This is a genomic window from Agromyces sp. GXQ0307 (genome assembly GCF_044769845.1).
Taxonomy (GTDB): domain Bacteria; phylum Actinomycetota; class Actinomycetes; order Actinomycetales; family Microbacteriaceae; genus Agromyces.
On the sequence record NZ_JBIZVY010000001.1, the window covers coordinates 284,469 to 307,729 of the forward strand.

General features: G+C 72.6%; 23 protein-coding genes. 8 read left to right on the forward strand and 15 right to left on the reverse strand.

Annotation, left to right across the window (positions count from 1 at the left end; genetic code table 11):
• Positions 1–22 precede the first annotated feature (22 nt).
• From ACIQH8_RS01345 to ACIQH8_RS01375, 7 genes are read right to left on the reverse strand one after another with little or no spacing between them, the layout of a single operon-like run.
• Positions 23–1,459, reverse strand: coding sequence for an amidase (locus tag ACIQH8_RS01345; RefSeq protein WP_400993832.1), 1,437 nt, complete (start codon positions 1,457–1,459; stop codon positions 23–25).
• A 45-nt stretch (positions 1,460–1,504) separates the two neighbouring features.
• On the reverse strand, positions 1,505–2,083 hold the full coding sequence (locus tag ACIQH8_RS01350) for a GNAT family N-acetyltransferase (protein ID WP_400993834.1): 579 nt from the start codon (positions 2,081–2,083) through the stop codon (positions 1,505–1,507).
• 49 nt (positions 2,084–2,132) lie between these two features.
• The gene (locus tag ACIQH8_RS01355) at positions 2,133–2,825 is read right to left on the reverse strand and encodes a uracil-DNA glycosylase (protein ID WP_400993836.1); all 693 of its coding nucleotides are present in this window, start codon (positions 2,823–2,825) and stop codon (positions 2,133–2,135) included.
• Complete coding sequence (locus ACIQH8_RS01360; RefSeq protein ID WP_400993838.1) at positions 2,825–3,547, reverse strand: peptidase S51; 723 nt, start codon at positions 3,545–3,547, stop codon at positions 2,825–2,827. Before ACIQH8_RS01360 ends, ACIQH8_RS01355 begins: the two co-directional genes overlap by 1 nt.
• Complete coding sequence (locus tag ACIQH8_RS01365; RefSeq protein WP_400993839.1) at positions 3,544–4,068, reverse strand: phosphoribosyltransferase; 525 nt, start codon at positions 4,066–4,068, stop codon at positions 3,544–3,546. Before ACIQH8_RS01365 ends, ACIQH8_RS01360 begins: the two co-directional genes overlap by 4 nt.
• Before the next feature lie 10 nt (positions 4,069–4,078).
• Complete coding sequence (locus ACIQH8_RS01370) at positions 4,079–4,837, reverse strand: potassium channel family protein (RefSeq protein WP_400993842.1); 759 nt, start codon at positions 4,835–4,837, stop codon at positions 4,079–4,081.
• Positions 4,834–5,622 carry an SDR family oxidoreductase gene (locus tag ACIQH8_RS01375; protein ID WP_400993844.1) on the reverse strand — a complete coding sequence of 263 codons (789 nt, stop codon included), beginning with the start codon at positions 5,620–5,622 and terminating at the stop codon, positions 4,834–4,836. The genes ACIQH8_RS01370 and ACIQH8_RS01375 overlap by 4 nt, the downstream gene beginning before the upstream one ends.
• Before the next feature lie 64 nt (positions 5,623–5,686).
• Between ACIQH8_RS01375 and ACIQH8_RS01380 the strand changes: the two genes are divergently transcribed.
• The 6 genes from ACIQH8_RS01380 (at position 5,687) to ACIQH8_RS01405 (ending at position 12,880) form a co-directional block, all read left to right on the forward strand.
• Entirely contained in the window at positions 5,687–6,877 is a 1,191-nt protein-coding gene (locus ACIQH8_RS01380) for an acyltransferase family protein (RefSeq protein ID WP_400993846.1), read from the forward strand.
• Positions 6,878–6,976: 99 nt separating this feature from the next.
• Positions 6,977–8,302, forward strand: a complete 1,326-nt coding sequence (locus tag ACIQH8_RS01385) for a bifunctional o-acetylhomoserine/o-acetylserine sulfhydrylase (RefSeq protein WP_400993849.1) — start codon at positions 6,977–6,979, stop codon at positions 8,300–8,302.
• Positions 8,303–8,426: 124 nt separating this feature from the next.
• Positions 8,427–9,635, forward strand: a complete 1,209-nt coding sequence (locus tag ACIQH8_RS01390) for a homoserine O-acetyltransferase (RefSeq protein ID WP_400993851.1) — start codon at positions 8,427–8,429, stop codon at positions 9,633–9,635.
• Positions 9,636–9,760: 125 nt separating this feature from the next.
• The gene (locus ACIQH8_RS01395; RefSeq protein ID WP_400993853.1) at positions 9,761–10,918 is read left to right on the forward strand and encodes a sensor histidine kinase; all 1,158 of its coding nucleotides are present in this window, start codon (positions 9,761–9,763) and stop codon (positions 10,916–10,918) included.
• A complete protein-coding gene (locus tag ACIQH8_RS01400) occupies positions 10,915–12,225 on the forward strand; it encodes a hypothetical protein (protein ID WP_400993856.1) in 1,311 nt (436 codons plus the stop codon). Before ACIQH8_RS01395 ends, ACIQH8_RS01400 begins: the two co-directional genes overlap by 4 nt.
• A 1-nt stretch (position 12,226) precedes the next feature.
• On the forward strand, positions 12,227–12,880 hold the full coding sequence (locus tag ACIQH8_RS01405) for a response regulator (RefSeq protein WP_400993858.1): 654 nt from the start codon (positions 12,227–12,229) through the stop codon (positions 12,878–12,880).
• Positions 12,881–12,890: 10 nt separating this feature from the next.
• Here ACIQH8_RS01405 and ACIQH8_RS01410 read toward each other — a convergent pair whose 3' ends face one another.
• From ACIQH8_RS01410 to ACIQH8_RS01425, 4 genes are all read right to left on the reverse strand, one after another.
• Entirely contained in the window at positions 12,891–14,165 is a 1,275-nt protein-coding gene (locus ACIQH8_RS01410) for an MFS transporter (RefSeq protein ID WP_400993860.1), read from the reverse strand.
• A gap of 131 nt (positions 14,166–14,296) precedes the next feature.
• Positions 14,297–14,605, reverse strand: coding sequence for an MTH1187 family thiamine-binding protein (locus tag ACIQH8_RS01415; protein WP_400993863.1), 309 nt, complete (start codon positions 14,603–14,605; stop codon positions 14,297–14,299).
• A 41-nt stretch (positions 14,606–14,646) separates the two neighbouring features.
• The gene (locus ACIQH8_RS01420) at positions 14,647–15,918 is read right to left on the reverse strand and encodes a glycosyltransferase 87 family protein (RefSeq protein ID WP_400993866.1); all 1,272 of its coding nucleotides are present in this window, start codon (positions 15,916–15,918) and stop codon (positions 14,647–14,649) included.
• Positions 15,919–15,955: 37 nt separating this feature from the next.
• Positions 15,956–16,807, reverse strand: coding sequence for an NAD(P)H-hydrate dehydratase (locus ACIQH8_RS01425; RefSeq protein ID WP_400993868.1), 852 nt, complete (start codon positions 16,805–16,807; stop codon positions 15,956–15,958).
• Positions 16,808–16,831: 24 nt separating this feature from the next.
• Between ACIQH8_RS01425 and ACIQH8_RS01430 the strand changes: the two genes are divergently transcribed.
• Together ACIQH8_RS01430 and ACIQH8_RS01435 are read left to right on the forward strand one after the other, a co-directional pair.
• On the forward strand, positions 16,832–17,476 hold the full coding sequence (locus tag ACIQH8_RS01430) for an HAD family hydrolase (RefSeq protein WP_400993871.1): 645 nt from the start codon (positions 16,832–16,834) through the stop codon (positions 17,474–17,476).
• The gene (locus tag ACIQH8_RS01435) at positions 17,473–18,609 is read left to right on the forward strand and encodes an NADH:flavin oxidoreductase/NADH oxidase (RefSeq protein ID WP_400993873.1); all 1,137 of its coding nucleotides are present in this window, start codon (positions 17,473–17,475) and stop codon (positions 18,607–18,609) included. The genes ACIQH8_RS01430 and ACIQH8_RS01435 overlap by 4 nt, the downstream gene beginning before the upstream one ends.
• 27 nt (positions 18,610–18,636) lie before the next feature.
• Here the strand turns inward: ACIQH8_RS01435 and ACIQH8_RS01440 are convergent, their stop codons facing one another.
• From ACIQH8_RS01440 to ACIQH8_RS01455, 4 genes are all read right to left on the reverse strand, one after another.
• Positions 18,637–19,059, reverse strand: coding sequence for a VOC family protein (locus ACIQH8_RS01440; protein WP_400993875.1), 423 nt, complete (start codon positions 19,057–19,059; stop codon positions 18,637–18,639).
• A gap of 58 nt (positions 19,060–19,117) precedes the next feature.
• A complete protein-coding gene (locus ACIQH8_RS01445; RefSeq protein ID WP_400993878.1) occupies positions 19,118–20,155 on the reverse strand; it encodes a hemolysin family protein in 1,038 nt (345 codons plus the stop codon).
• On the reverse strand, positions 20,152–21,513 hold the full coding sequence (locus ACIQH8_RS01450; protein WP_400993881.1) for a hemolysin family protein: 1,362 nt from the start codon (positions 21,511–21,513) through the stop codon (positions 20,152–20,154). Before ACIQH8_RS01450 ends, ACIQH8_RS01445 begins: the two co-directional genes overlap by 4 nt.
• 137 nt (positions 21,514–21,650) lie before the next feature.
• On the reverse strand, positions 21,651–23,090 hold the full coding sequence (locus ACIQH8_RS01455; protein ID WP_400993883.1) for a GuaB1 family IMP dehydrogenase-related protein: 1,440 nt from the start codon (positions 23,088–23,090) through the stop codon (positions 21,651–21,653).
• Between the last annotated feature and the right edge of the window lie 171 nt (positions 23,091–23,261).

Consider the following 23,261-nt stretch of genomic DNA (forward strand, 5'->3'; position numbering starts at 1 on the left):
ACCGGCGCGGACGCGGCATCCGTCACCACACCGGCGGGCGACGCCGACCGCGCCTCGCAGCCCGCTCGAGCTGCGCCGCGAGCGCGAAGAGGGTCGCCTCGCCACCGGGGCGGCCGATGAGCTGGACACCGATCGGGAGTCCGGCCTCGGTGTCGTGCACCGGCAGCGTGAGCGCGGGCAGCCCCGCGACGTTGACGAACGACGTGTACGGCGTGAACCTCACCTGCTGCGCGAAGTTCTCCTCGGCGTCGTCGGCGTCGTACCAGCCGACGGGGCGCGGGGTCATGGCGAGCGCGGGCGTCAGCACCGCGTCGACCGCCGCGAAGCGGGCGATGGTCCGACGTTCGAACGCCGTGAGCCAGCCCAGTGCCTCGGCGAGCTCGCCCGCGGTCCGCTCCCGGCCGCGTTCGACGAGCCAACCGGTCAGCGGCTCGAGCGAGTGCTCCGCGCCGGGAGGCACCGCGATCCCGGCCGCGCCGGCCTGCCAGATCGTGCGGAACGCCGCCGGGTACCCCGGCTCGCGCGACGGCGGCAGTTCCTCGACGCCGTGGCCCATGCGATCGAGGAGCTCGATCGTGCGGTCGAGCGCCGCGCGCGGCTCGTCCTCGACGCGGATGTCGGTGAAGTCGTCCCACGGCGTATCGAGCATCACGCCGACCTGGAACCGTCCCCCGCCGCGGATCGCCGCACCGAGGTAGGGCCCGTCGTCACCCGGGGCGCGCAGGGCGAACGGATGCTGCGCCGGGTAGCCGCGCGGAGCGATGAGGCCGTCGAGCAGCAGCGCCGCGTCGGCGACCGTGCGAGCCAACGGCCCGACGACGCCGAGGCCCGCGAGGCGGTCGATGCCCGACCCCGAGGGAACCCGCCCGCGCGACGGCTTCACGCCGACGAGCCCGCACGACGCGGCCGGGATGCGCACCGATCCCCCGCCGTCGCTGCCGGGGGCGAACGGCAGCAGGCCCGCGGCGACCGCGGCCGCCGCCCCGCCGCTCGAGCCCCCCGCCCCGAGCGAGAGATCCCACGGGTTGCGCGCGGCGCGGCCCGCGAGCGGCTCCGTGTACGACGGCAGGCCGAACTCGGGCGTCGCGGTCTTGCCGAGGCTCACGGCGCCGGCGTCGTCGACGTCCCGGACGAGGTCATCCGACTCGTCGGGCACGTCGCCCGCGAACGCACGCGATCCGAACGCCGTGACGACGCCGGCCCGCGGGTGCAGGTCCTTGTCGGCGAGCGGCATGCCCCAGAGCGGCGCGGCGTGCGCGACCTCGCGCCGAACGAGCCGAGCCCGGTCGCGGGCGGCATCCGGCGTCACCACCGCGAACGCCCCGACCTCGGGGTCGAGGCGTTCGATCCGGGCGAGGTAGTGCTCGGTCGCCTCAAGCGGCGTCACCTCACCTCGCTGCAGGAGCTGGTGCAGCTCCAGCGCGGTGTACTCGTGCAGGTCCTCGTGCAGGTCGGCCACCACCCGAGCCTACGCACAGCGGGTCCGGCGCAGCGCCGGCATCCGCTACTTCAGGGTCTTCTGCAGGAGCACCGTGCCGAGCCAGCGGTCGAACTTGAAGCCGACCCTGCCCATACGGCCGATCTCGTGGAACCCGAACCCCTCGTGGAGCCGGATCGACGCGTCGGCGCCCTGGTCGGCGACGACGGCGATCATCTCCTTCAGCCCGGCCTGCTTCGAGGCGTCGATGAGGGCGCCGAGCAGCGCCCGCCCGAGCCCCTTGCCGGACGCCGCCGGGCCGAGGTAGATCGAGTTCTCGACCGTGTACCGGTACGCGCGCTTCTGCTTCCACGGCGACACCAGCGCATAGCCGAGGAGCTGGCCGGTGGGCGACTCGGCGACCAGGAAGGGCATGCCGAGCCGGCTCAGGTAGGCGAACTTCTGCTTCCACTCGCGCAGCGACATCGCGTCCTCGTCGAACGTGACGGTCGAGTTCGCGACGTAGTAGTTGTAGATCTCGCGCACCGCGGGCAGGTCGGCCGGACGCGCGGGACGGATCTCGAAGGAGAACGGGGCCTCGGGCTCCTCGGGCTTGCGCAGGTGCCGCGGCAGGGACCGGCGCGCCTGGTATTCCTCCTCGAGCATCCCGCCATGCTACGCGCGCGAGATTGCGAACGGATGACGCGTGACCGCGTCAGGCCGGGATCGCCCAGTCCACGGGCTCGCCGCCCTGGGCGACCAGCAGCTCGTTCGCCCGGCTGAACGGCCGCGATCCGAAGAACCCGCGGCTCGCCGACAGCGGGCTGGGGTGGGCGGACTCGATGCGGGGAACGTCTCCCAGGCGTGGCGCGAGGGTCTGCGCGTCGCGGCCCCAGAGGATCGCGACGAGCGGTCCGCCGCGCGACACGAGCGTGCCGATGGCGTGGTCGGTCACGCGCTCCCAGCCCATGCCGCGGTGCGACGCGGGCTCCCCCGGCCGGACCGTGAGGACCCGGTTCAGCAGCATGACGCCGTGCGTGCTCCACGCGCCCAGGTCGCCGTGCGCGGCCGGGGGGATGCCGAGGTCGTCGGCGAGCTCCCGGTAGATGTTCGCGAGGCTCCGGGGCAGCGGCCGGACGTGCCGCTCGACGGCGAACGAGAGGCCGATCGGGTGCCCCGGCGTGGGGTACGGGTCCTGCCCGACGATGAGGACGCGCACGTCGTGAACGGGTTGCCGGAAGGCGCGCAGCACCGCGTCGCCCGCGGGGAGGTAGCCGCGCCCCTCGGCGACCTCGGTGCGGAGGAGGTCGCCCATGCGGGCGATGTCGCCGGCCACCGGCGCGAGCGCCTCCGCCCAGGTCGGGTCGATGAGGCCCGCCGCGGCGAGCTCGGGAAGCGTGCGGCCCATCAGCCCGAGATGCTCCGGACCGAGACCCCGTCGCCGTCGGACGTGACGCTCCACACGCTGCCGGCGCCGGCGACGCGGAGACCTGCGGCGCCGATCGAGAACAGCGTGTCCTCGTCGATCGCGATGCCGCCGTCGACGAGTCGCGCCTCGGTCGCGGCGATGAGGCGCGTCAGCGTGCCCCACTGCGCCGCGTGGCAATCGATCGTGAGGTCGACGAGGCCGATCCCCGCCTCGACCGTCACCTCGTCGAGGTTCTCGCCCGCCTCCTCCGGCGCGACCGGCACCCCGCCGATGCGCCAGCCGCCGAGCAGCGCGGTGTCGGACGCGATCGCGGCTCCGGCCGAGAAGCCCAGGTACGGTTCGCCGGCCGCGGCGCGACGTCGCAGCTCGGCGGCGATCGGCTCGACCGCCCGTCGGTACGCGGGCGTGAGCCCGCCGCCGACCACGACGCCGTGCGCACCGGCCAGCGCGGTCACCTCGAACGCGCCCCGCTCGTCGACGAGCGCGACCGCCGCATCGACGTCGGCGACCGACTCGAGCACACGGCGCCACCGCGCGGCGAGCTCCGCTGCCTCGTCCTCCGGTGCGACAAGGAGGACGGCGATGCGGGCGCGGTCGGCGCCGACCCGGCCGGCCGCCTCGGCCGCTTCGTCCAGGAACGGGCCGTAGACGGATGCCGCGTGCGCCGGGTCCCACCCGCCGCCGACGAGGTGGACGCTCATCGGATCGCCTCCGCCGCCTCGACGGGCGGCAGCGCCGACCACGGGAACACGATCCAGTCGTCGGTGCGCCGGTAGTCGTAGTCGGGCGCGAGCACGGTGTGCGACTTCGTGTACAGGGTCGCGGTGCGCACCTCGGCACCGGCGTCGGAGAGCAGGTCGACGACCTTCCGCAGCGTCCGGCCGGAGTCGGAGACGTCGTCGACGAGGAGCACGCGGCGACCGGACAGCGCCGGTGCGTCGAGCATCGGCGGGTGCAGTACGGGTTCGGGCAGTCGCTCGTCGACGCCCGTGTAGAACTCGACGTTGATCGAGCCGCACGACTTGGTGCCGAGCGCGTAGGCGATCGCGCCGGCCAGGAGCAGCCCGCCGCGCGCGATCGCGATGACGACGTCCGGCCGGAACCCCGAACCGAGCACGTCGCCCGCGAGCGAGCGCGCGGCGTCGCCGAAGTCGTCCCAGGAGAGGATCTCGCGCCGGATCCCGTCGGCGTCGGTCGCGGCGTCGTTCGCGTCGAAGGTCATGCCCGTCAGGCTACCGGCCGGCCGGGTCGCCGTCGGAGGTCGACGCCGACCCGGAGACGTCGAGGTCGTCCTCCATGAGCCCTTCGCGTTCGGCGAGCGCCGCCCCATCCGTCGCGTGGTCGTGGCGGAGCGCGTTCAGGCGCTCGTTCAGGACCGAGATGATCGTCGCCGACGCGACGCCGACGATCGCGATGCCGCCGATCATGAGGAACACCGCCCAGACACGACCGAGGGCCGTCACGGGGTAGGTGTCGCCGTAGCCCACCGTCGTGAGCGTCACCACGGCCCACCAGAGCGAGTCGCCGAAGTTCGTGATGGTCGCGCCGGGGGCGTTCCGTTCCGCCTGCAGCGTGGCGAGCGCGATGAAGAAGACGTACATGGCGGCGTAGACCACGGCCGAGATGACGAAGTTCGCGCGCACCGTGTCGGGGGTGCGGCGCTGCAGCGCGGGGATGTTGCGGAGCAGCGTCACGGCGCGGAGCGCCCGGAACACGGGGATGAGGACCGAGAGGAACTCGATCGGATGCTGCCACGTGTATCGCCACCGCTCGCCGGGGGGCGTCAGCACCAGCCGGACGACGAAGTCCGCGAGGAACGCCGCCCACGTGACGACGTAGACGATCGTGAACACGTGCCGCCACTCGGCGGCGAAGTCGGGTGCGAGCACGCCGACCGTGTACGCCGCGACGAAGAGGAACCCGAGGACCGCCAGCGCGGCCGCGGTGCGGTCGACCCAGCGATGGCGACGCTCGACGCGACCGACGCTCATGCGCCCGGCTCCGCCTTCACGACCAACTCGCCCTTGGCGAGCCGGTACGGCGCCGCCTGGGCGACGGGCTTGACCACGATGAGGTCGAGGTCGACGTGCCGCGGCTTCGAGATCGCGTCGACGATCACGCCCGCGATGTCCTCCGCCACGAGCGGCTCGGGCACGTCGTCGTACACCGCGTCCGCGCGGGCCCGGTCGCCGCCGAACCGCACGAGCGCGAACTCGTCGGTCCGCACCATCCCCGGGGCGACCTCGACCACCCGGATCGGCTCGCCGTTCAGCTCGAGGCGCAGCACCTCGGTGATCGCGTGCGCGGCGAACTTCGCCGCGTTGTACCCGCCGCCGCCGACGTAGGCCACGTGTCCGGCGATCGAGGTGACGTTCACGATGTCGGCGACGCCCCGGTCGACCGCGCTCCGTCTGAGCTGCGGGAGGAGTGCGCTCGTGACGCGCTTGAGTCCCAGCACGTTGACCTCGAACATCCACGCCCAGTCGTCGAGGTCGGATTCCTCGACCGACGCGAGCCCCTTGGCGCCGCCGGCGTTGTTCACGAGCGCGTGCACACCGCCGGTCGCGGCGACGTGCTCGGCGAGCGCAGCGACATCCGCATCGCTCGTCACGTCGGCGACGAACGCGTCCGCGCCGGTCTCCTCGGCGAGCGCCGCCAGCCGATCGGCTCGCCGTGCGACCGCGACGACGTCCCATCCGGTCGCGACGAGCGAACGCACCGTGGCGGCTCCGATCCCCGAACTCGCTCCCGTGACGACTGCGCGCAACTGGTCCATGCCGACATTCTGCCCGAGCGCGCCGTCGGGGCGCCGCCGTCGCCCGGTGCGGGAGAATGGGCGGATGGAGCCGACCGCCAAGCCCCATGCCCACCGGGCACCGCACCGCAAGCGCCGGGTGCCGCTGTGGGACAACGCCAGATGGATCGCGATCACGCTCGTCGTCATCGGCCACGGCATCCTGCCGCTCATCGCCGAGGACGACGCGGCCTACAGCGTCTACCTCTTCATTTACTCGTTCCACGTCGCCGTGTTCGTCACGGTCTCCGGCTACTTCGCCAAGTCGGGACCCCCGAACGCGCGGGCGATGCGGCAGGTCCTCACCGACATCGTCTTCCCGTACTTCATCTTCGAGACGATCTGGACCGTGATCCGGTTCGCCCTCGGCGGGGACTTCGTGCTCGACTACACCACGGCGTCGTGGACGCTGTGGTTCCTCATCGCCCTCGCGATCTGGCGCATCGCCCTGCCGTACCTGGTCCTGCTCCGCTTCCCGCTCCTCATCGCGATCGCGATCTCGATCGGCGCCGGCTACGCCGTCGAGATCGACTCCACGCTTGCGCTCACCCGCACGTTCGGCATGTTCCCGTTCTTCGTGTTCGGGTGGAAACTCAGGCAGTGGCGGATCACCGATCGATGGCTCGACCTGTCGACCGCCGCGACCTGGCGCTGGCGCGCGGGCGCGATCGCGCTCTTCTCGGTGCTCCTCGTCGTGCTGCCCATGGCGATCGAGACCTGGCGCGACCTCAGGCTCCGCCGGTTCATGCTCTACGACGAGTCGTACGAGGCGATCGGCTACGACGAGCCATGGTCGGGCGCCATCCGGCTCTTCCTGCTGCTGCTCGCGATGCTCCTCGCGGTCGCGTTCCTCATCCTGATGCCGCGCCGGACCACGCCGTTCACGGCGTTCGGCAGCGCCACGATGTACATCTACCTGCTGCACTCGTTCGTGCTGTTCCCGCTCAGGGAGACGCCGATCCTCGAGGGCGAGCAGCCGTGGTGGGTGCTGCCGGCGATGATCGTGTTCTGCATCGGCGTCTCGGTCGTGCTCTCGCTGAAGCCCGTGCGGCGTGTCTTCCGCCCGCTCGTCGAGCCGCGCGCGCGGTGGCTGTTCCGTCCCGAGCCGTCGACCGCCACCGGGACGCTCGTCCTCCCGCCCGACGCGCTGCCGCCGCTGCCCGAGGCCCCGCCGCCCGGACCGCCCGCGCCGCCCGCGCCGCCGCGATCGGAGCCGGGCCCCGGCGCGCGCGAATGACGCCGTGTTGCGGCGGCCGTTGAGCGCCCTCCGGAGCGGACGTACGGTGGGCGACGGATGCGGCGGAGACCGCACCGCCGTTTCGTGAAGGAGTCCCACATGGCCGACCACGCCGCCGACTGGCGATTCGAGACCAAGCAGGTCCACTCGGGCGCCGCGCCCGACCCGGTGACCAAGGCCCGCGCGACGCCGATCTACCAGACGACGTCGTACGTCTTCGACTCCGCCGAGCACGCCCAGAACCTCTTCGCGCTGGCCGAGTTCGGCAACATCTACACGCGCATCATGAACCCCACGCAGGCGGTCGTCGAGGAGCGGCTCGCCGCGCTCGAGGGCGGCAGCGGTGCGCTGCTCGTGGCGTCGGGCCAGGCCGCCGAGACGTTCGCCGTGCTCAACATCGCGCAGGCCGGCGACCACATCGTGTCGTCGTCGTCGATCTACGGCGGCACGTACAACCTCTTCAAGTACACGCTCGCGAAGCTCGGCATCGAGACGACGTTCGTCGAGAACCAGGACGACGCCGACGAGTGGCGACGCGCCGTGCGCCCGAACACGAAGCTGTTCTTCGCCGAGACCATCGGCAACCCGAAGATCAACATCCTCGACATCGGGCTCGTCTCGGGCATCGCGCACGAGGCCGGCATCCCGCTGATCGTCGACAACACGATCGCGACGCCCTACCTCATCCGGCCGTTCGAGCACGGCGCCGACATCGTCATCCACTCGGCCACGAAGTTCCTCGGCGGCCACGGCACGGTCATCGGCGGAGTGATCGTCGACGGCGGACGCTTCGAGTGGTCGAAGAACGTCGAGAAGTTCCCCGGGCTCACCGAGCCCGACCCGTCGTACCACGGGGCGAGCTACACGGCAGCGGTGGGCGACGCACTCGCGTACATCATCAAGGCCCGCGTCCAGCTGCTCCGGGACCTCGGCGCATCGATCGCCCCGGCGAGCGCCTGGCAGCTCATCCAGGGCATCGAGACGCTCTCGCTCCGCGTCGAGCGGCACACGCAGAACGCGCAGGAGATCGCCGAGTGGCTCGACCGCCACCCCGACGTGGCGCACGTCAACTACTCGGGCCTGCCCTCGAGCCCCTGGTACGCGGCGGCGAACACCTACGCGCCGAAGGGGGTCGGCGCGGTGCTCTCCTTCGAGCTGAAGGGCGGCGTGGACGCCGGGCGGGCGCTCGTCGACAACCTGTCGCTGTTCAGCCACCTCGCGAACATCGGCGACGTCCGCTCGCTGGTCATCCACCCCGCCTCGACGACGCACTCGCAGCTCACGCCCGAGCAGCAGCTCACGACGGGCGTCACCCCCGGCCTCGTGCGGCTCTCCGTGGGCATCGAGAACGTCGACGACCTCAGGGCCGACCTCGAGGCCGGCCTCGCGGCCGCGCGGCGGGCGAGCGAGGCCGCTCGGGTCTAGCGGCCCGGGTCTCGCGACCGGGCACACGAGACGGATGCCGCGTCCCCCGGGGGCGCGGCATCCGTCGTGTCCGGCCCGGCGTAACAGTGCCGCGGCCGCCCACCGGGTCGGGGAGAATCGGAGCATGGACTGGCAGACGACCTCGGAGACGGTGCCCGCGAGCATCGTGCCCGAGGCCCGCGCCGCCCACCAGCTCGCCGGGCGAGCGCCCGCCACGGGCGCCTGGCGCGAGGGCGACCCGGTCGGAGACCGCCGGTTCGCCAGGATCGGCGCGCTCGAGCTCGAGTCGGGCCAGGTCCTCCCCGACGTGCGCATCGCGTACGAGTCGTGGGGCGCGCTGTCGCCGGCGCGCGACAACGCGGTACTCGTCCTCCACGCGCTCACGGGAGACAGTCACGTGATCGGTCCCGCCGGCCCGGCCCACGCGAGCGCGGGGTGGTGGCCCGGCGTCGTCGGTCCCGGCCGTGCGATCGACACCGACCGCTGGTTCGTGGTGGCGCCGAACGTACTGGGCGGATGCCAGGGCTCGACGGGTCCCGCCTCGCTCGCGCCCGACGGCGTCGAGTGGGGGGCGCGATTCCCGTTCGTCACGATCCGCGACCAGGTCGCCGCGCAGGCGGCGTTCGCCCGCGAGCTCGGCATCGAGCGGTTCGCGGCCGTCGTGGGCGGCTCGATGGGCGCGATGCACGTCCTCGAGTGGGCGCTCATGGCTCCGGAGTCGGTCGCGCGCATCGCCGTGCTCGCGGCGCCCGCCGCGACGACCGCCGACCAGATCGCACTGAACTCGGTGCAGCTCGAGGCGGTCCGCAGCGACCCGGCCTTCCGAGGCGGGGCGTACTACGACGCGCCCGACGGCGAGGGCCCCACACGCGGTCTCGCGCTCGCACGTCGCATGGCGATGCTCAACTACCGCACGCCCGTCGAGCTGAACCAGCGTTTCGAGCGCGGCTGGCAGTCCGGGCTCGATCCGCTCGGCGGCGGCGGGCGCTTCGCGGTCGAGTCGTACCTCGACTTCCACGGCAACAAGTTCACCCGCAGGTTCGACGCGAACAGCTACCTCGCGCTCACCGAGGCGATGAACTCGCACGACATCGGTCGCGGCCGCGGGGGCGTCGGCGCGGCGCTCGACCGCATCGAGGCGACGACGCTCGTACTCGGTATCGACAGCGACCGCTACTTCTCGCTCGAGGGCCAGCGCGAGATCGCCGCGGGAGTCCGGAACACGATCCACGGCGACGACCCAGTGGTCCTTCGGTCCGACTACGGTCACGACGCGTTCCTGATCGAGGATGACGCGGTCGCCGCGGAGCTCCGCCGGCTCCTCGCCGCCTGACCGGATCCGGACCCGGGACCCCGCTTCGGGCCTTCTGTCCCGCATACGGGGGACGTTCTGAGCTATCTTCGAGAAGGAACGCTGCCGCGTGGCGTGAGCGACGGCGCCGACGGCGAGGGGGTGGCATGCGGCGGATCGACAAGGAGCGCGACCGGCTGTTGCGTCGTCTCGCTCGGGTCGGCGGGCTCACCGGCGCCGCCGTCGCGCTCGCCTGCATCGTGGTTCCCGGCGCGATCGGACCATCCCGGTTCGCCCTCGCTGCGGCGCTCGTCGTCGGCATGGCGGTCCTCATCGGTCTCGCGACCGCCCGGGGCGCGCTGGCCGCGACGATCGGCGCGATGGCCGCGGCCACGGTGCTGCTCCTCGTCATCGGCCTCGATCCGACACTCGATCCGGCAGGGGCGACCGCGATGGCGGCCGTCGGGGCACTCTCCACCGCCGCCCTCGCGATCCCGCTCGTCGTCCGTCCGGCGGGCCCCGCGGTGATCGTGGCGAGCGCGGCGTCGATCCTCGTCGCCCTGGGCGCGTCCGCGGCGTCCGGTGCCGACGTCCGCCTGGTGGTCGTCGCCACGGTCGCCGGCTGGGTCGCGTGCGGGATCGTCGGGATCTGGCTCGCGCGGGCCATCGACCGTGCCGCGGAGCGGATCGACGAGGTGGGGCGTGCGCACGAGGCCGAGCGCCTCGCGAGCGAATCGGAGGCCCAGCAGCGTCAGGACGCCCGCGTGCTGCACGACACCGTCCTCGCCACGCTCAGCCTCCTCGCCCACTCGGGCGTCGGGGTCGAGACCGGTCCGCTGCGCCAGCAGGCGGGAGACGACGCGAGACTGCTCAAGCAACTGCGGCTGGGCGCGCCGCTCGACAACGGATCGAGCGCGATTTTCTCGCCCGAGTCCACAGACGACGGGCTCGGCGCCACCTTCGAGTCCGTCCGGCAGCGCTTCGCGCGACTCGGGCTCGACGTCAACTGGCACGGCGCGAACCATCTCGTGCTTCCGAAGGATGCCCTCGACGCCCTGCTCGGCGCGCTGGGCGAATGCCTCGAGAACGTCCGCCGGCACGCCGGCGTGAGCATCGCGGACGTCACCGTGACCGACGACGAGCACACGGTCCGAGCGATGGTGACCGACCAGGGCGCCGGCTTCGAGCCCGCGGCGGTCGATCCGGCGCGCCTCGGCTTCGCCGAGTCGGTCGTCGGCCGGCTCCACGCCGTCGGCGGTCGTGCGAGGGTCTTCAGCTCGCCGGGATCGGGGACGACGGTCATGCTGGAGGTTCCGAAGCCGTGAATCCCTTCCGACGCACCCACGAGGCCGAGGCACCGCCCGACACCACGCACGAGATCCAGTTCGATCGCCCGCGCCGGTCGGCGCGCGCCGCCGAGGACATCCGCAGCGCCCACGGCGGTCGGCGCCTCGCGATCGGCATCACCGCGGCATCGGGAGTCATCGTCCTCGCCCACTTCGCCCATGCGGTGGGACTCATCGGCGTCTTCCCGCCGGGCACGGGCTCGGGGCCGGCATGGATCGCGTTCGCGATCGTCGCGGTCGCGACCGTGATCGCCACCCGCGGCCTCACCCGCGTGGCCGATTGGACGCACGTGCTCGTCCTCGCCGCGCTCGCCGTGCCGGTCGCGATGGACCTCTCGGCGACCGCCGGCCTCCTGCACCTCGGCATCACGCCCACGGCCGCACCGGCCGCCGCGGCGCTCCTCCTGCCGGTCGCGGCGCTCCGCGAGACGCGCACCCCGATGGCGGCCTCGGCCGTCATCGCCGCCGTGCTCGCGATCGCCGCGCTCCTCCAGGTGGAGGCCGCCCGATCGTGGACCGTGGTCGGGCTGGCGATCGCCGCCACCGCGGTCGTCCCGGTGGTGCTCGTCGCCATCGGCGTCCGCGGGTTCCGCCGACTCGTCGGTCGCGAGCTCGACCTCTCGCTCGTGCAGTCGACCGTCGCGACCCCGCGCTCCGCCGTCGGGATGCGCGCCTCCGAGGAACTCGCGGAACTCGACTACGACGCCGAGGCGCTGCTCGAGGACGTGGGGTCGGGGCGCATCTCGATCCCGCTGCCGGTCGATGCCGCCGAACGGGCCGCCAGCCTCGCCGCCCGGCTGCGCATCCGGCTCATCGAGGGGCGCACCGACACCTGGCTCCGCCATGCGGTCACCGAGTCGGCCTACCTGAGCCGACGCGTCAGCGTCGACGACGCCCAGGGCCTGGCGGGGCTGCTCTCGCCCGCCCAGCGCGAGGGGCTCCTGCTCGCGCTGTGGCTGGTCGCCGGGCAGCGACGACGCAAGTCCAACGAGCCGCCGTTGGAGGTCCGCGTCCGCTGCCGCGAGGCCGAGATCGGCTCGCGCGACGACGACGGCCCTGACGACGGGTCGCGGTCGGCCGAGCTGTCGGCCGTCGCGATCGGGCTCGACGTGTCGGGCCTCACGGCGCGTCGCCTCGATGCGGCAGCATGGGACGCACTCGATAATGTCGGTGTACACGAGATCGTTCCGGGTCCGGAGGGGTTCCGGATCGACCTCGAGTGCCGGATCGACCCCACGGTCCGGAATCCGGCGCCGCCCAGCGCCGTCAACCCGAGGGGAGCCTGACGTGCCCGAACCCGCGCTGCCGCCCATCCGACTCGCCGTCGTGGACGACCACCGCATGCTGCTCGGCGCCCTGACCGAGTGGTTGAGGGGCGCGACCGACGACGTCGATCTCGTCGCCGCCGTCCCGTCGTGGTCCGAACTGCTCGCGCACCCGGAGTTCCCGGTGGACGTGGTGCTGCTCGACCTGGACCTCCGCGACAACATCCCGATCTCGATCAAGCTCTCCACGCTGAAGTCGGCGGGCGTTCGCACGATGCTCATGAGCACGTACTCCGAGCCGGCCGTGGTCCGCGAGGCGCTCGGCGCCGGCGCACTCGGCTACCTCGTCAAGTCCGAACCCGTCGAGACGATCGTCGAGGCCATCCGCGCCGCGCGGAACGGCGATCAGTACCTGTCGCAGGAGCTCGAGGACGCACTGCAGACCGACGGCGCGGCGCCGCGTCTCAGCGCCCAGGAGCGACGCGTGATGGCGCTCTACGGAGCGGGCCAGCCCGTCAAGGCGGTCGCATTCCAGCTCGGCATCTCCGAGGAGACCGCGAAGAGCTACCTCAAGCGCATCCGGGAGAAGTACCGTCTCGCCGGCTACGACGTCGGCACGAAGGTCGCGCTCCGGAAGCGCGCGATCGCCGACGGCATCCTCCTGCAGTCCGAGTAGGCACGCCTCCTCAGTCGCCGATCGCGCCCAACGCCCCGGTCACCGAGGGCAGCGGGATGCCGCGGCGACGACGCGCCCGATCGAGCGCGAAGGTGCCGACGGCGAGCAGGATGCCCGCGATGGTGAGGATGAGGCCGACCCAGACCGGGGCGACGTAGCCGAGTCCGGCGGCGATGACCATCCCGCCGAAGATCGCGCCGAGGCTGTTGCCGATGTTGAGCGCCGAATGGTTCAGGGCGGCGGCGATCGACTGGCTGTCGCGGGCGACGTCCATGAGGCGGGCCTGGATGGTTGGCGACAGGGCCGCCGCGGATGCGCCGACGAGGAAGACGCCGGCGCCCAGGCCGAGCGGATGCTCCGCCGTGACGCCGAGCAGGACGAGCGCGCCGGCGAGGGCGGCGAAGAACAGGTACATCGATCGGCGCACGCTCCAGTCGGCGAGCCGCCCGCCCACGAGGTTGCCGATCGTCATGCCGAGGCCGAAGACGACGAGCACGTACGGCACGGCCCCGGTCGGCAGCCCGGTCACCTCGGTCGCGAGGGGCGCGACGTAGCTGTAGACGGAGAACAGGCCGCCGAACCCGATCGCTCCGATCGCGAGGGCGAACCACGCCTGCGCTCGCGTGAAGATGCGGAGCTCCCGCTTCATGGTGGCGGCGGCGTCGCCGGGTTGCCAGGGCACGGCGATCGCGACGGCGAGGAACGTGGCGACGAAGATGGCGGCGACCGCGAGGTAGGCGATGCGCCAGCCGGCCTGCTGGCCGAGCCACGTGATGAGCGGGACTCCGACGACGTTGGCGATGGTGAGCCCCGAGAGCACGAGTGCCACGCCGCGGGCGCGCTTGCCCGGCCCCATGAGGCTCGCGGCGACGAGCGAGGCGATGCCGAAGTAGGCGCCGTGCGGGAGCGCCGCGACGAAGCGCGCGGCGACGACGAGCTCGAACGTCGGCAGGAGCGCCGATGCGATCGTGCCGAGGCTGAAGGCGGCGAGCAGGGCGAGCAGGAGACGCTTGCGCGGCCACCGGGCCGCGGCGGCCGCGATCGTGGGGGCGCCGACGACCACGCCGAGGGCGTACGCCGAGATGATCCAGCCCGCGGCGGCGTTCGCGGCATCCGTCGACTCGGCCGACAGGCCCGGCAGGAGGTCGGCGGCCATGTCGGGCAGCAGGCCCATGGCGACGAACTCGGTCGCGCCGATGCCGAAGCCGCCCATCGCGAGCGCGAGGAGGGCGAAGCGGATGCGCGCCGGCGACGGGGTCGTCGGCCCGTTGGTCTCGGGAGTCACCGTGCGATCATCGCACGGATCGAATCGATTCGAAAAACGGTCCGGCCCCACCGGACGGCGGCACGCGGCGGCACGTCACCGCGTATCGCGACACGCCGCGGCACGTCGCGACGCCCCGACGGTCGCAGGACTCAGCCGTCGTTCTCGATGGCGGCCTCGAGCCGATCGACCTTCGCGTCGAGCTCGCCCGAGTACCCGGGTCGGATGTCGGCCTTGAGCACGAGGGAGACCCGCGAGCCGTACTCGCCGACCGCGTCGCACGCCTCCTTCACGACGCGCATCACCTCGTCCCACTCCCCCTCGAGCTCCGTGAACATCGACGTCGTGCGGTTCGGCAGACCCGACTCGCGGACGATACGCACCGCGGCGGCCACCGCGTCGTGCACCGACCCGTCGCTTCGTCCCGTGCCACTCGGTGCGACCGAGAACGCCACCAGCATGCGAATCCCTCCCCGGGGTCGACGGCGCGCAGCGCCGGAGGTCACGACGCCGTTCGCGGGCGCTGTTCGCTCCCAGCCTGCCACACCGCGCGCACCGCCCACCCGAGCAGGACGCCCAGCAGCACGACCTTCACCGTGAGCAGCAGCACGAACCCCGGATTGGCGATGAGCAGCCAGCTGTACCAGTACGGGTAGATCACGTGCGTGAGCGCCGCGATGGCCGCCGCGAGCGCCGCGGGCGTGAGGAACCGGGCGCCGCCGATGACGACGCCGAGTACGACCGGTGCTGCGAGCCAGGTGACGAACTGCGGCGACCCGACCTTGTTGGCGAGCATGAGCACCGTGGTGAAGGCGAGCGCGAGCGGCGGCAGCAGCGCGCCGACATGCGCGTCGCGCCGCGCGGCGCGCACTCCCGTCGCGAGCACGGCGGCGAGTCCGACCGCCATCAACGGGGTGGTGAGCGCGGCCGCGACATCCGCCCCGGGGCCCTCGATCTGGAAGGTCAGGATGTCCCGGTCGTAGACGATCGTCGCGGCGTCGGTCCCCGCCACGATCCACCACAACCAGATGACCGCCAGCGGCGCCTCGATCTGCAGCCCGCGGTCCGCCTGCTCGGCCACGAACCCGAGCGCGTTCGCGCCCGAACCGGCGAGCAGGCTCACCCCGAGGATGCCGATCGAGAGCGTCGCGGCGACCGTGAACACCTCGAACCGGCGCCGGAGCGCGACGAGCATCGCCGCCACGATCGCCGCCGGCCACACCTTGATCCACGTCGCGATCGTGACGAGCACCGCGGCCACGCGGGGCCTGCCGGCCGCCCACAGCAGGCCGACGACGGCGAACGGCACCGTGACGGCATCGATGCGGCCGAGCGCGATCGGGCCGAGCAGTGCGAGGAACGCGAGCCACCACCACGCCGCCGCCCGGCGTCGCCGGGAGACGACTCCGCGGCCGAGGAGCACCGAGAACGCGATCGCGTCGAGGAGCGTCACCATGCCGAGCCAGGTCACCCCGTACCAGGCGGAGCCGAACGCGAGCGCCGCCGTCATGGGAGCGAACGCCAGGATCGGGTACACCCACGGGGTGTCGATCCCCATACGGAGGAATCCGAGCTGCGCGGTCTCCGCCCACACCCGGTAGACGGCCGTGACGTCGCCGAGCGGCCAACCCGTCGCGTAGAGGTTCAGCAGGGCGAGCCCGAGGTGCACGGCGCCGAATGCGAGCCACAGTGCGCCCCGCCCGCCGGGGCGGAAGCGTGGGCGACGAGGGGCTCCCGGACGGTGCCCCGCGACCTCGGTGCCGGACTCCGCCATGGCACCCGAGCCTAGCCGCGCGTTCCCCGCGAACCGCTCAGCGTCGCAGGAGGCCGCCGATGACCGCGGGAACCGCGCGCGCCACGTCCAGCGCGGTCACCGGCCCGCCCTCCCATGCGTCGCTCGCGCGGCGCGCGGCCTCCGAGTGGATGAGGGCCGCGGTCGCGGCGAGGTGCGTGATCGCGGCGGCGTCGTGTGCGAGGCGCTCGTGGTGGGTGGCCGCGAGCGCACCGATGATGCCGCCCAGGACGTCGCCCGTGCCGGCGCTCGCGAGCCAGTGCGTCGACTCCGTCACGGTGATCCTGGTGCCGTCGGGGTCGCACAGGTGCGTGACCGCTCCCTTCAGGAGGACCGCGACCCGGAGCTGACGAGCGGTCCGTTCTGCCCACCCGGCAGGATCGGCGTCGATCTCCTCCACGGTGCACGGGGTGTCGCGATCGTGCAGGAGGCGTGCGAGCTCTCGGCTGTGGGGCGTGATCACGGTCGGCCCGGTGTGCGAGCCGACGAGGTCGAGCCCGCCCGCATCGAGCACGGACGGCAGGCCGGACGCGAGGGCGTGCTGCAGTTCGCCCGCGAGCCGGAACGAACGGTTCGTCGAGTCCATGCCCGATCCGAGCAGCCATGCCTGCACCCGACCCGGGACGGCGACCGTCTCGGGGCGAGCAGCGAGCACCGCCCGCCGCACCGCGCGTGGACCGGTGAACCGCACCATGCCCACCCCGGTGCGGTGCGCGGCTTCGACGCCGAGCACCGCTGCGCCGGGATAGTCGGGCGAGCCGGTGATGACGCCGAGGACCCCGCGGCGGTACTTGTCGTCATCCGCGCCCGGCTCGCTCAGCCAGTCGGATGCGTCGTCGAGCGTCCATTCGCGCCACGTCCCGGTTGCCATGATTCCAACGATAGGTTGATGGGCATGCCCGCGACCATTCCCGCGCCGATCGCCCTGTCGCCCCGAGTGGTCGTCTTCGACTACGGCGAGGTCATCTCGCACTCCCCGTCCGACGCCGACCGTGCCGCGCTGCTCGCGCGGGCCGGAGTCGCGGGCGACGGCGCCGCGGCGTTCTGGCGCTCGTACTGGACGCACCGCGACGAACTCGACCGCGGCACGCTCGCGATCTCCGACTACTGGGCCCGCGTCGCCCGGGACCTCGGCACCGACTGGTCCGAGGTCGACCGTCACGAGCTGTGGGCGATCGACCATCGCGGATGGCTCAGCGTCGACCCGGGCACGCTCGCGATCCTGCACGCCCTCCGCGACGGCGGCACCCGCCTCGCCCTGCTCTCGAACGCCGGAGCCGACTTCGGCGGCTGGCTGCGGCACGGGTCGTTCGCGCCGCTGTTCGACGCGGTCTTCATCAGCGGAGAACTGCGCATGGTCAAGCCCGAGGCCGAGATCTTCGCGCACGTGATGCGCGAGCTCGACATCTCGCCCGACCAGCTCCTGTTCGTCGACAACAAGGCCGTGAACGTGGACGGCGCCATCGCGGTCGGGGGCGCCGGGCACGTGTTCACGGATGCCTCGGGCCTCGAGTCGTGGCTGCGAGGTCTGGCCGCATGAGCCTCGCCGTCCCGCGCCCGACGGAGGCGCCGGCGGGAACTCCCGCCCTCTTCCGACCGATCACGATCCGCGACCTCGAGATCCGCAACCGGATCTGGGTCCCTCCGCTCTGCCAGTACTCGGTGACCGAACGCGACGGCGTCCCGCACGACTGGCATCTGGTCCACCTCGGCTCGATGGCGGCCGGCGGCGCCGGCCTGGTGATCGCCGAGGCGACGGCCGTGAACCCCGAGGGCCGGATCTCCGACTACGACACGGGACTGTGGAACGACGAGCAGGCCGCGGCCTGGGCCCGCATCACCCGGTTCATCCGGTCGCAGGGCGCGGCCTCGGGCATCCAGCTCGCACACGCGGGCCGCAAGGCGTCGGTGTGGCCGGAGACCGTGGACCGGCGCGGTTCGCAGCCGCTCGACGAGGGCGGCTGGACCACGGTCGCGCCGTCGGCGATCGCCTTCGACGGACTCCGCAGGCCCGAGGCGCTGGACGAGGCGGGCATCGTCGCGGTGATCGAGGACTTCCGCGCCGCCGCACGCCGGGCGGTCGCCGCGGGCTTCGACGTCGTCGAGGTCCATGCCGCCCACGGGTATCTCGTGCACCAGTTCCTGTCGCCCCTGTCGAACCTCCGCGAGGACGGCTGGGGCGGCGACCTCGAGGGCCGTGCGCGCCTGCTGCTCGAGATCGTTCGCGCGGTCCGCGCCGAGATCGGCGAGCGGATGCCGCTGTTCGTGCGCTTCTCGGCGACCGACTGGGCGCCCGGCGGCTGGGACGAGGAGCAGACCTCGACGGTGGCCGGATGGGCGGCCGAGGCCGGGGCCGATTTCTTCGACATCTCGACGGGCGGGCTCGTCCGCGACGTCCGCATCCCCGTCGGACCGGCGTACCAGGCCGTGCACGCGGAGTTCGTCCGCGGCCGGGCGGGCGTGTCGGTGTCGGCGGTGGGCCGGATCACGACGCCCGAGCAGGCCGAGCGGCTCGTGTCATCTGGCGCGGCGGACGCAGTCATGTTCGGCAAGGCGATGATGCGCGACCCGCACCTCGCGCTGCGCGCTGCGAACGCGCTCGGCGCCGACGCCGCGATCTGGCCGCCGCAGTACCTCCGGGCACGGCCGGAGGACAACGACGGCGAGTTCTGACGGACTCGCGCGGTCAGGTTCCGGGGCTCAGCCTGATGCCGCGGCGAGCATCCGCCGAGCCTCGTCGAGCGTGACGGACGTGGGCTGCGAGAGCGCGATGATGTTGCCCTCGCTGTCGTCGAACCACGCCCCGCGTTCGCCGTCCATGTCGACCACGCCGTTCTCGGTCTTGATCTCGGGCATGTCGTAGTCGTGGAACACGACGCCCTTCGACCGGAGCTCCGCCATGTCGCGGTCGAGGTCGTCGGTCATGATGCCGAACGCCGTCGCCTTGTTCGTCCCGGCGAACTCGGATTCGTAGACGAGCACCGCGACGCCGCCGATGACATACGTCGCACCGCCCATGTCGGTCGAGACCGGATCCAGGCCGAAGGTGTCGTGCCAGAATCGCTGCGCCCGCTCCAGGTCGGACGCCGCGAGCACGGCCGTCGCCATCGAGTTCTCGAACATGAGACCACCTCACCTCTCGGAGACGGGGCGAGTCTACGCCGACCTCGCGACGGCCGCCTCACCCCCTCCGGGTGGCATCCTGCACCTCGCCGACGAGCTCCTCGATGATGTCCTCGAGGAAGACCACGCCCGTCGTCCGACCCTGGTCGTCGAATGCGCGGGCCAGGTGCGTGCCGAGTCGGCGCATCGAGGCGAGCGCGTCCTCGAGGTCGGTCCCGTCGAAGATCGAGACCACCCTCCGGACCCGCTTCGCGGGGATGGGATCGTCGAACTCGTCGTCGTCGAGGTCGATGACGTCCTTCAGGTGGACGTACCCGACGGGCTCGCCGTCGCCGCCCGCGAGCACGTACCGCGAGAACCCGCGGCGTGCGACCGCGCGCTCGACGTCGCTCGGCGTCGCGTCCGCCGGAAGGCAGACCAGTTCGGCCATCGGCACGGCGACGTCCCGCACCTTCTTGGTCGTGAACTCGAACGCGGCCGTCAGCGTTCCACTCGCGTCCTCGAGCACGCCCTCGCGGCGCGACTGCACCACGATCGTCTGCACCTCCTCGAGGGTGAACGTCGAGGTCGCCTCGCTCTTCGGCTGCACGCCGAAGAGCCGGAGCACCCCGTTCGCGGTCGCGTTCAGCGCGACGATGACCGGGCGGAAGATGCGCGCGGTGAACACCAGGGGCGGTGCGAGCAGCAGCACCGCACGGTCGGGCAACGAGAAGGAGAGGTTCTTCGGCACCATCTCGCCGAGGACGACGTGAAGGTACGAGACGAGCAGCAGGGCGATCACGAACGCGATCGTGGAGACCACCTCGGGCGACCAGCCGGTGAGCTCGAGCGGGTACTCCAGCAGGTGGTGGATGGCGGGCTCCGAGACCGTCAGGATCAGCAGCGAGCAGATCGTGATGCCGAGCTGGCTCATCGCGAGCATGAGCGTCGCGTGCTCCATCGCCCAGAGCGCGGTCTTCGCACTGCGGCTGCCCTGCTCGGCGAGCGGCTCGATCTGCGATCGACGCGCGGAGATGACCGCGAATTCGGCGCCGACGAAGAACGCGTTGCCGAGCAGCAGCACGAACAGCCAGGCGAGTCCGGCCCAGTCGCTCATCGTCCGACCTCCCTCGCGCGCACGCCGGCCACGGTGGGCGCCGCGCCCTCATCGGCCTGGGTGGGCACGGTGACGGGTGAGAACTGGATCCGGTCGATGCGGCGGCCGTCGAGCCGCTGGACGCGGAACGTGCCGCCCTCCACCTCGACCTCGTCCCCGACGACGGGGAGTCGGCCGAGGCTCGCCATCACGAAGCCGGCCACGGTCTCGTAGGCGCCGTCCTCCGGCACCCGGATGCCGGTGCGGTCGAGCAGCTCGTCGGGCCTCAGGATGCCGGGGAAGCTCACGAACTCGCCGCGCCGGACGACGCCCGCGCGCGTGCGGTCGTGCTCGTCGGAGACCTCTCCCACGAGCTCCTCCACCAGGTCCTCGAGCGTCGCCACGCCCGCCGTGCCGCCGTACTCGTCGACGACCACGGCCATCTGGTAGCCGCGGCCGCGCAGCTCGCCGAGGAGCGCATCGAGCTTGATCGTCTCGGGAACGCGGAGCGCGTCGGACTGCAGCGCCGATGCGGGCACGACCTCGCGCTTCTCGCGCGGCACCGCGACGGCCTGCTTGACGTGCACGATGCCCACGACGTCGTCGAGGTCCTCGTCGTAGACGGGGAACCGGCTGAAGCCGGTCTGGCGCGCGAGCTCCAGCACGGCCTCCGCGGGTTCGGTCCGCTGCACGGCCGCGACGCGCGGGCGCGGGGTCATCACGTCGGAGGCGTCGTGCTCCGAGAAGCGCAGCGTGCGCCCGAGCAGCGTCGCGGTGTCCTGCTCGAGGAGTCCGGCGCTCGCCGAGCGGCGCACGAGGCTCGAGAGCTCCTCCGCCGAGCGGGCGCCCGAGAGCTCCTCCTTCGGCTCGATGCCGACGAGCCGGAGCAGCCGGTTCGCGCTGCCGTTCAGCACCGCGATGGCCGGGCGGAACACCCAGGTGAACGCCGTCTGGAACGGCATCACGACCTTCGCCGTCTGCCGGGGAAGCGCGAGGGCGAAGTTCTTCGGCACGAGCTCGCCGACGATCATCGACAGCAGGGTCGCGACGACGACCGCCGTGATCGCGCCGACCGGGCGGACGAACGCCTGCGGCACGCCGATGGCGGCCAGCGGCCCGGCGAGCAGCGAGGAGATCGCCGGCTCCATCGTGTAGCCGGTGAGCAGCGTCGTCAGCGTGATGCCGAGCTGGGCGCTCGAGAGGTGCGTCGAGGTGATCTTGAGGCCCTCGATGGTGAGCCCGAGTCGGGTCTCGCCCTTGGCGCGCCGGGCCTCGAGGTCGGCGCGATCGAGGTTCACGAGCGCGAACTCGCTCGCAACGAAGAGGCCCGTGCCGATCGTGAGGAGGATGCCGATGCCGAGGAGTACCCACTCAGACATCCGCACCTCCCCGCGCGGTCACGGGCGAGGGTCTATGGCAGGGCGAGGTCGCAGAGGGAGGGTCGTCCATGGTCGAGCCAGTATATCGGCGGATGCCGCGAGCTCCCCGAGCCGTGACGCCCCCGTCGCGCGCCCGCCTACCAGCTGACCGGTAGCGCCTTGCCCTCCTCGTAGCCCGCGGCCGACTGGATGCCCACGAGCGCGCGCTCGCGGAACTCGGGCACCGATCGGGCACCGGCGTAGGTGAACGAGCTGCGCACGCCCGACGTGATCATGTCGAGCAGGTCCTCGAGCGACGGGCGCAACGGGTCGAGGTAGATCGCCGACGACGAGATGCCCTCGGCGAAGAGCTCCTTGCGGGCGAGCTCGTACGGCGAGAGTCGACCGAACCGCTCCTTGACGGCCTTGGTCGAGGCCATCCCCCAGCTCTCCTTGAAGACGCGTCCGTCGGAATCGCGCCGGAGCGTTCCGGGCGCTTCGATCGTCCCGGCGAACCACGAGCCGATCATGACGGATGCCGCGCCCGCGGCGAGCGCGAGGGCGACGTCGCGCGGGTACCGGACCCCGCCGTCCGCCCAGACCGCCGCGCCGTGCTCGCGCGCCGCCTCCGAGGTCTCGAGCACCGCGGAGAACTGCGGGCGCCCGACGGCGGTCATCATCCGCGTGGTGCACATCGCGCCCGGGCCGACGCCGACCTTCAGCACGTCGGCGCCCGCCTCCACGAGGTCGGCGACCGCGTCGGCCGTGACGATGTTGCCCGCCACGATCGGGATGCCGAGACCCGCCGCGCGCACGGCGCGGACCGCGCGGATCATGCCCTCCTGGTGTCCGTGCGCCGTGTCGACCACGAGCATGTCGACTCCGGCACCGGCGAGCGCGCGCGCCTTGGCCTCGACATCCCCGTTGATGCCGATGGCGGCCGCGACGCGGAGGCGGCCGGCGGAGTCGGTGTTGGGTTCGGAGACCGTTCCGCGCAGCGCGCTGCGGCGGCTCAGCGTCCCGATGACCCGTCCGTGCTCGAGGATCGGTGCGAAGTCGATGCCGGCGTCGACCATCAGGTCGAACGCGCGACGGGGCGTGTCGACGTCGTCGGCGTCGAGCGACGGGATCGCGCCGTGCACGAGGTCGCCGAGCCGGGCGTCGGGCAGGGCCGTCGCGAGGCGCGTCGCCGGGATCGTTCCGGCGTACGCTCCCTCGTCGTCGTGGAGCACGATGCCGTGACCCTCGACGGCCGGCAGCACCTCGAGCGCATCGGCGACGGTGCGGTCGGCCGAGAACGCGTGCGGCACGTCGAACCGGGCGGGACGGGACTTCACCCAGCGGATCGCCTCGTCGAGCTCCTGCAGCGGCAGGTCCTGCGGCAGCACGCCGATCCCGCCGCGGCGCGCGAGCGTCGCCGCGAGGCGGGGTCCGGTCACCGAGTTCATGTTCGCCGAGACGATGGGGATGCTCGCCCCCGACCCGTCGTCGGGCGCGAGCGACACGTCGAGCCGGCTCGTCACGCCCGACCGGCTCGGCACCAGGAAGACGTCGGAGTACGTGAGGTCGTGCCGCGGCGTCGTGCGATAGAACTCCATGTCCTCAGGCTATGCCCCGCTCCTCCACGGGCGGTGGGCGGCGGTCGTCGGAGCGGCCCGCTGGGAGGATGCTGCGATCCGCGCGCTCATCCGTTGCCCGGTGCCGAGCGCCGTCGGAAGGGGTTTAGGCTTGTCTGGGCGTTCCGCGTCGTGCTGCGCGCCACGCCTCAG

Bases quoted from the DNA above. Each gene is read 5' to 3' on its own strand.
- ACIQH8_RS01390 (WP_400993851.1), top strand. From the start codon at position 8,427: ATGGACTGGCAGACGACCTCGGAGACGGTGCCCGCGAGCATCGTGCCC.
- ACIQH8_RS01380 (WP_400993846.1), top strand. From the start codon at position 5,687: ATGGAGCCGACCGCCAAGCCCCATGCCCACCGGGCACCGCACCGCAAG.
- ACIQH8_RS01375 (WP_400993844.1), bottom strand. From the start codon at position 5,622: ATGGACCAGTTGCGCGCAGTCGTCACGGGAGCGAGTTCGGGGATCGGA.
- ACIQH8_RS01415 (WP_400993863.1), bottom strand. From the start codon at position 14,605: ATGCTGGTGGCGTTCTCGGTCGCACCGAGTGGCACGGGACGAAGCGAC.
- ACIQH8_RS01425 (WP_400993868.1), bottom strand. From the start codon at position 16,807: ATGGCAACCGGGACGTGGCGCGAATGGACGCTCGACGACGCATCCGAC.
- ACIQH8_RS01360 (WP_400993838.1), bottom strand. From the start codon at position 3,547: ATGAGCGTCCACCTCGTCGGCGGCGGGTGGGACCCGGCGCACGCGGCA.
- ACIQH8_RS01455 (WP_400993883.1), bottom strand. From the start codon at position 23,090: ATGGAGTTCTATCGCACGACGCCGCGGCACGACCTCACGTACTCCGAC.
- ACIQH8_RS01350 (WP_400993834.1), bottom strand. From the start codon at position 2,083: ATGCTCGAGGAGGAATACCAGGCGCGCCGGTCCCTGCCGCGGCACCTG.
- ACIQH8_RS01420 (WP_400993866.1), bottom strand. From the start codon at position 15,918: ATGGCGGAGTCCGGCACCGAGGTCGCGGGGCACCGTCCGGGAGCCCCT.
- ACIQH8_RS01445 (WP_400993878.1), bottom strand. From the start codon at position 20,155: ATGAGCGACTGGGCCGGACTCGCCTGGCTGTTCGTGCTGCTGCTCGGC.
- ACIQH8_RS01370 (WP_400993842.1), bottom strand. From the start codon at position 4,837: ATGAGCGTCGGTCGCGTCGAGCGTCGCCATCGCTGGGTCGACCGCACC.
- ACIQH8_RS01440 (WP_400993875.1), bottom strand. From the start codon at position 19,059: ATGTTCGAGAACTCGATGGCGACGGCCGTGCTCGCGGCGTCCGACCTG.
- ACIQH8_RS01365 (WP_400993839.1), bottom strand. From the start codon at position 4,068: ATGACCTTCGACGCGAACGACGCCGCGACCGACGCCGACGGGATCCGG.
- ACIQH8_RS01385 (WP_400993849.1), top strand. From the start codon at position 6,977: ATGGCCGACCACGCCGCCGACTGGCGATTCGAGACCAAGCAGGTCCAC.
- ACIQH8_RS01355 (WP_400993836.1), bottom strand. From the start codon at position 2,825: ATGGGCCGCACGCTTCCCGAGCTCGCCGCGGCGGGCCTCATCGACCCG.
- ACIQH8_RS01435 (WP_400993873.1), top strand. From the start codon at position 17,473: ATGAGCCTCGCCGTCCCGCGCCCGACGGAGGCGCCGGCGGGAACTCCC.
- ACIQH8_RS01395 (WP_400993853.1), top strand. From the start codon at position 9,761: ATGCGGCGGATCGACAAGGAGCGCGACCGGCTGTTGCGTCGTCTCGCT.
- ACIQH8_RS01450 (WP_400993881.1), bottom strand. From the start codon at position 21,513: ATGTCTGAGTGGGTACTCCTCGGCATCGGCATCCTCCTCACGATCGGC.
- ACIQH8_RS01430 (WP_400993871.1), top strand. From the start codon at position 16,832: ATGCCCGCGACCATTCCCGCGCCGATCGCCCTGTCGCCCCGAGTGGTC.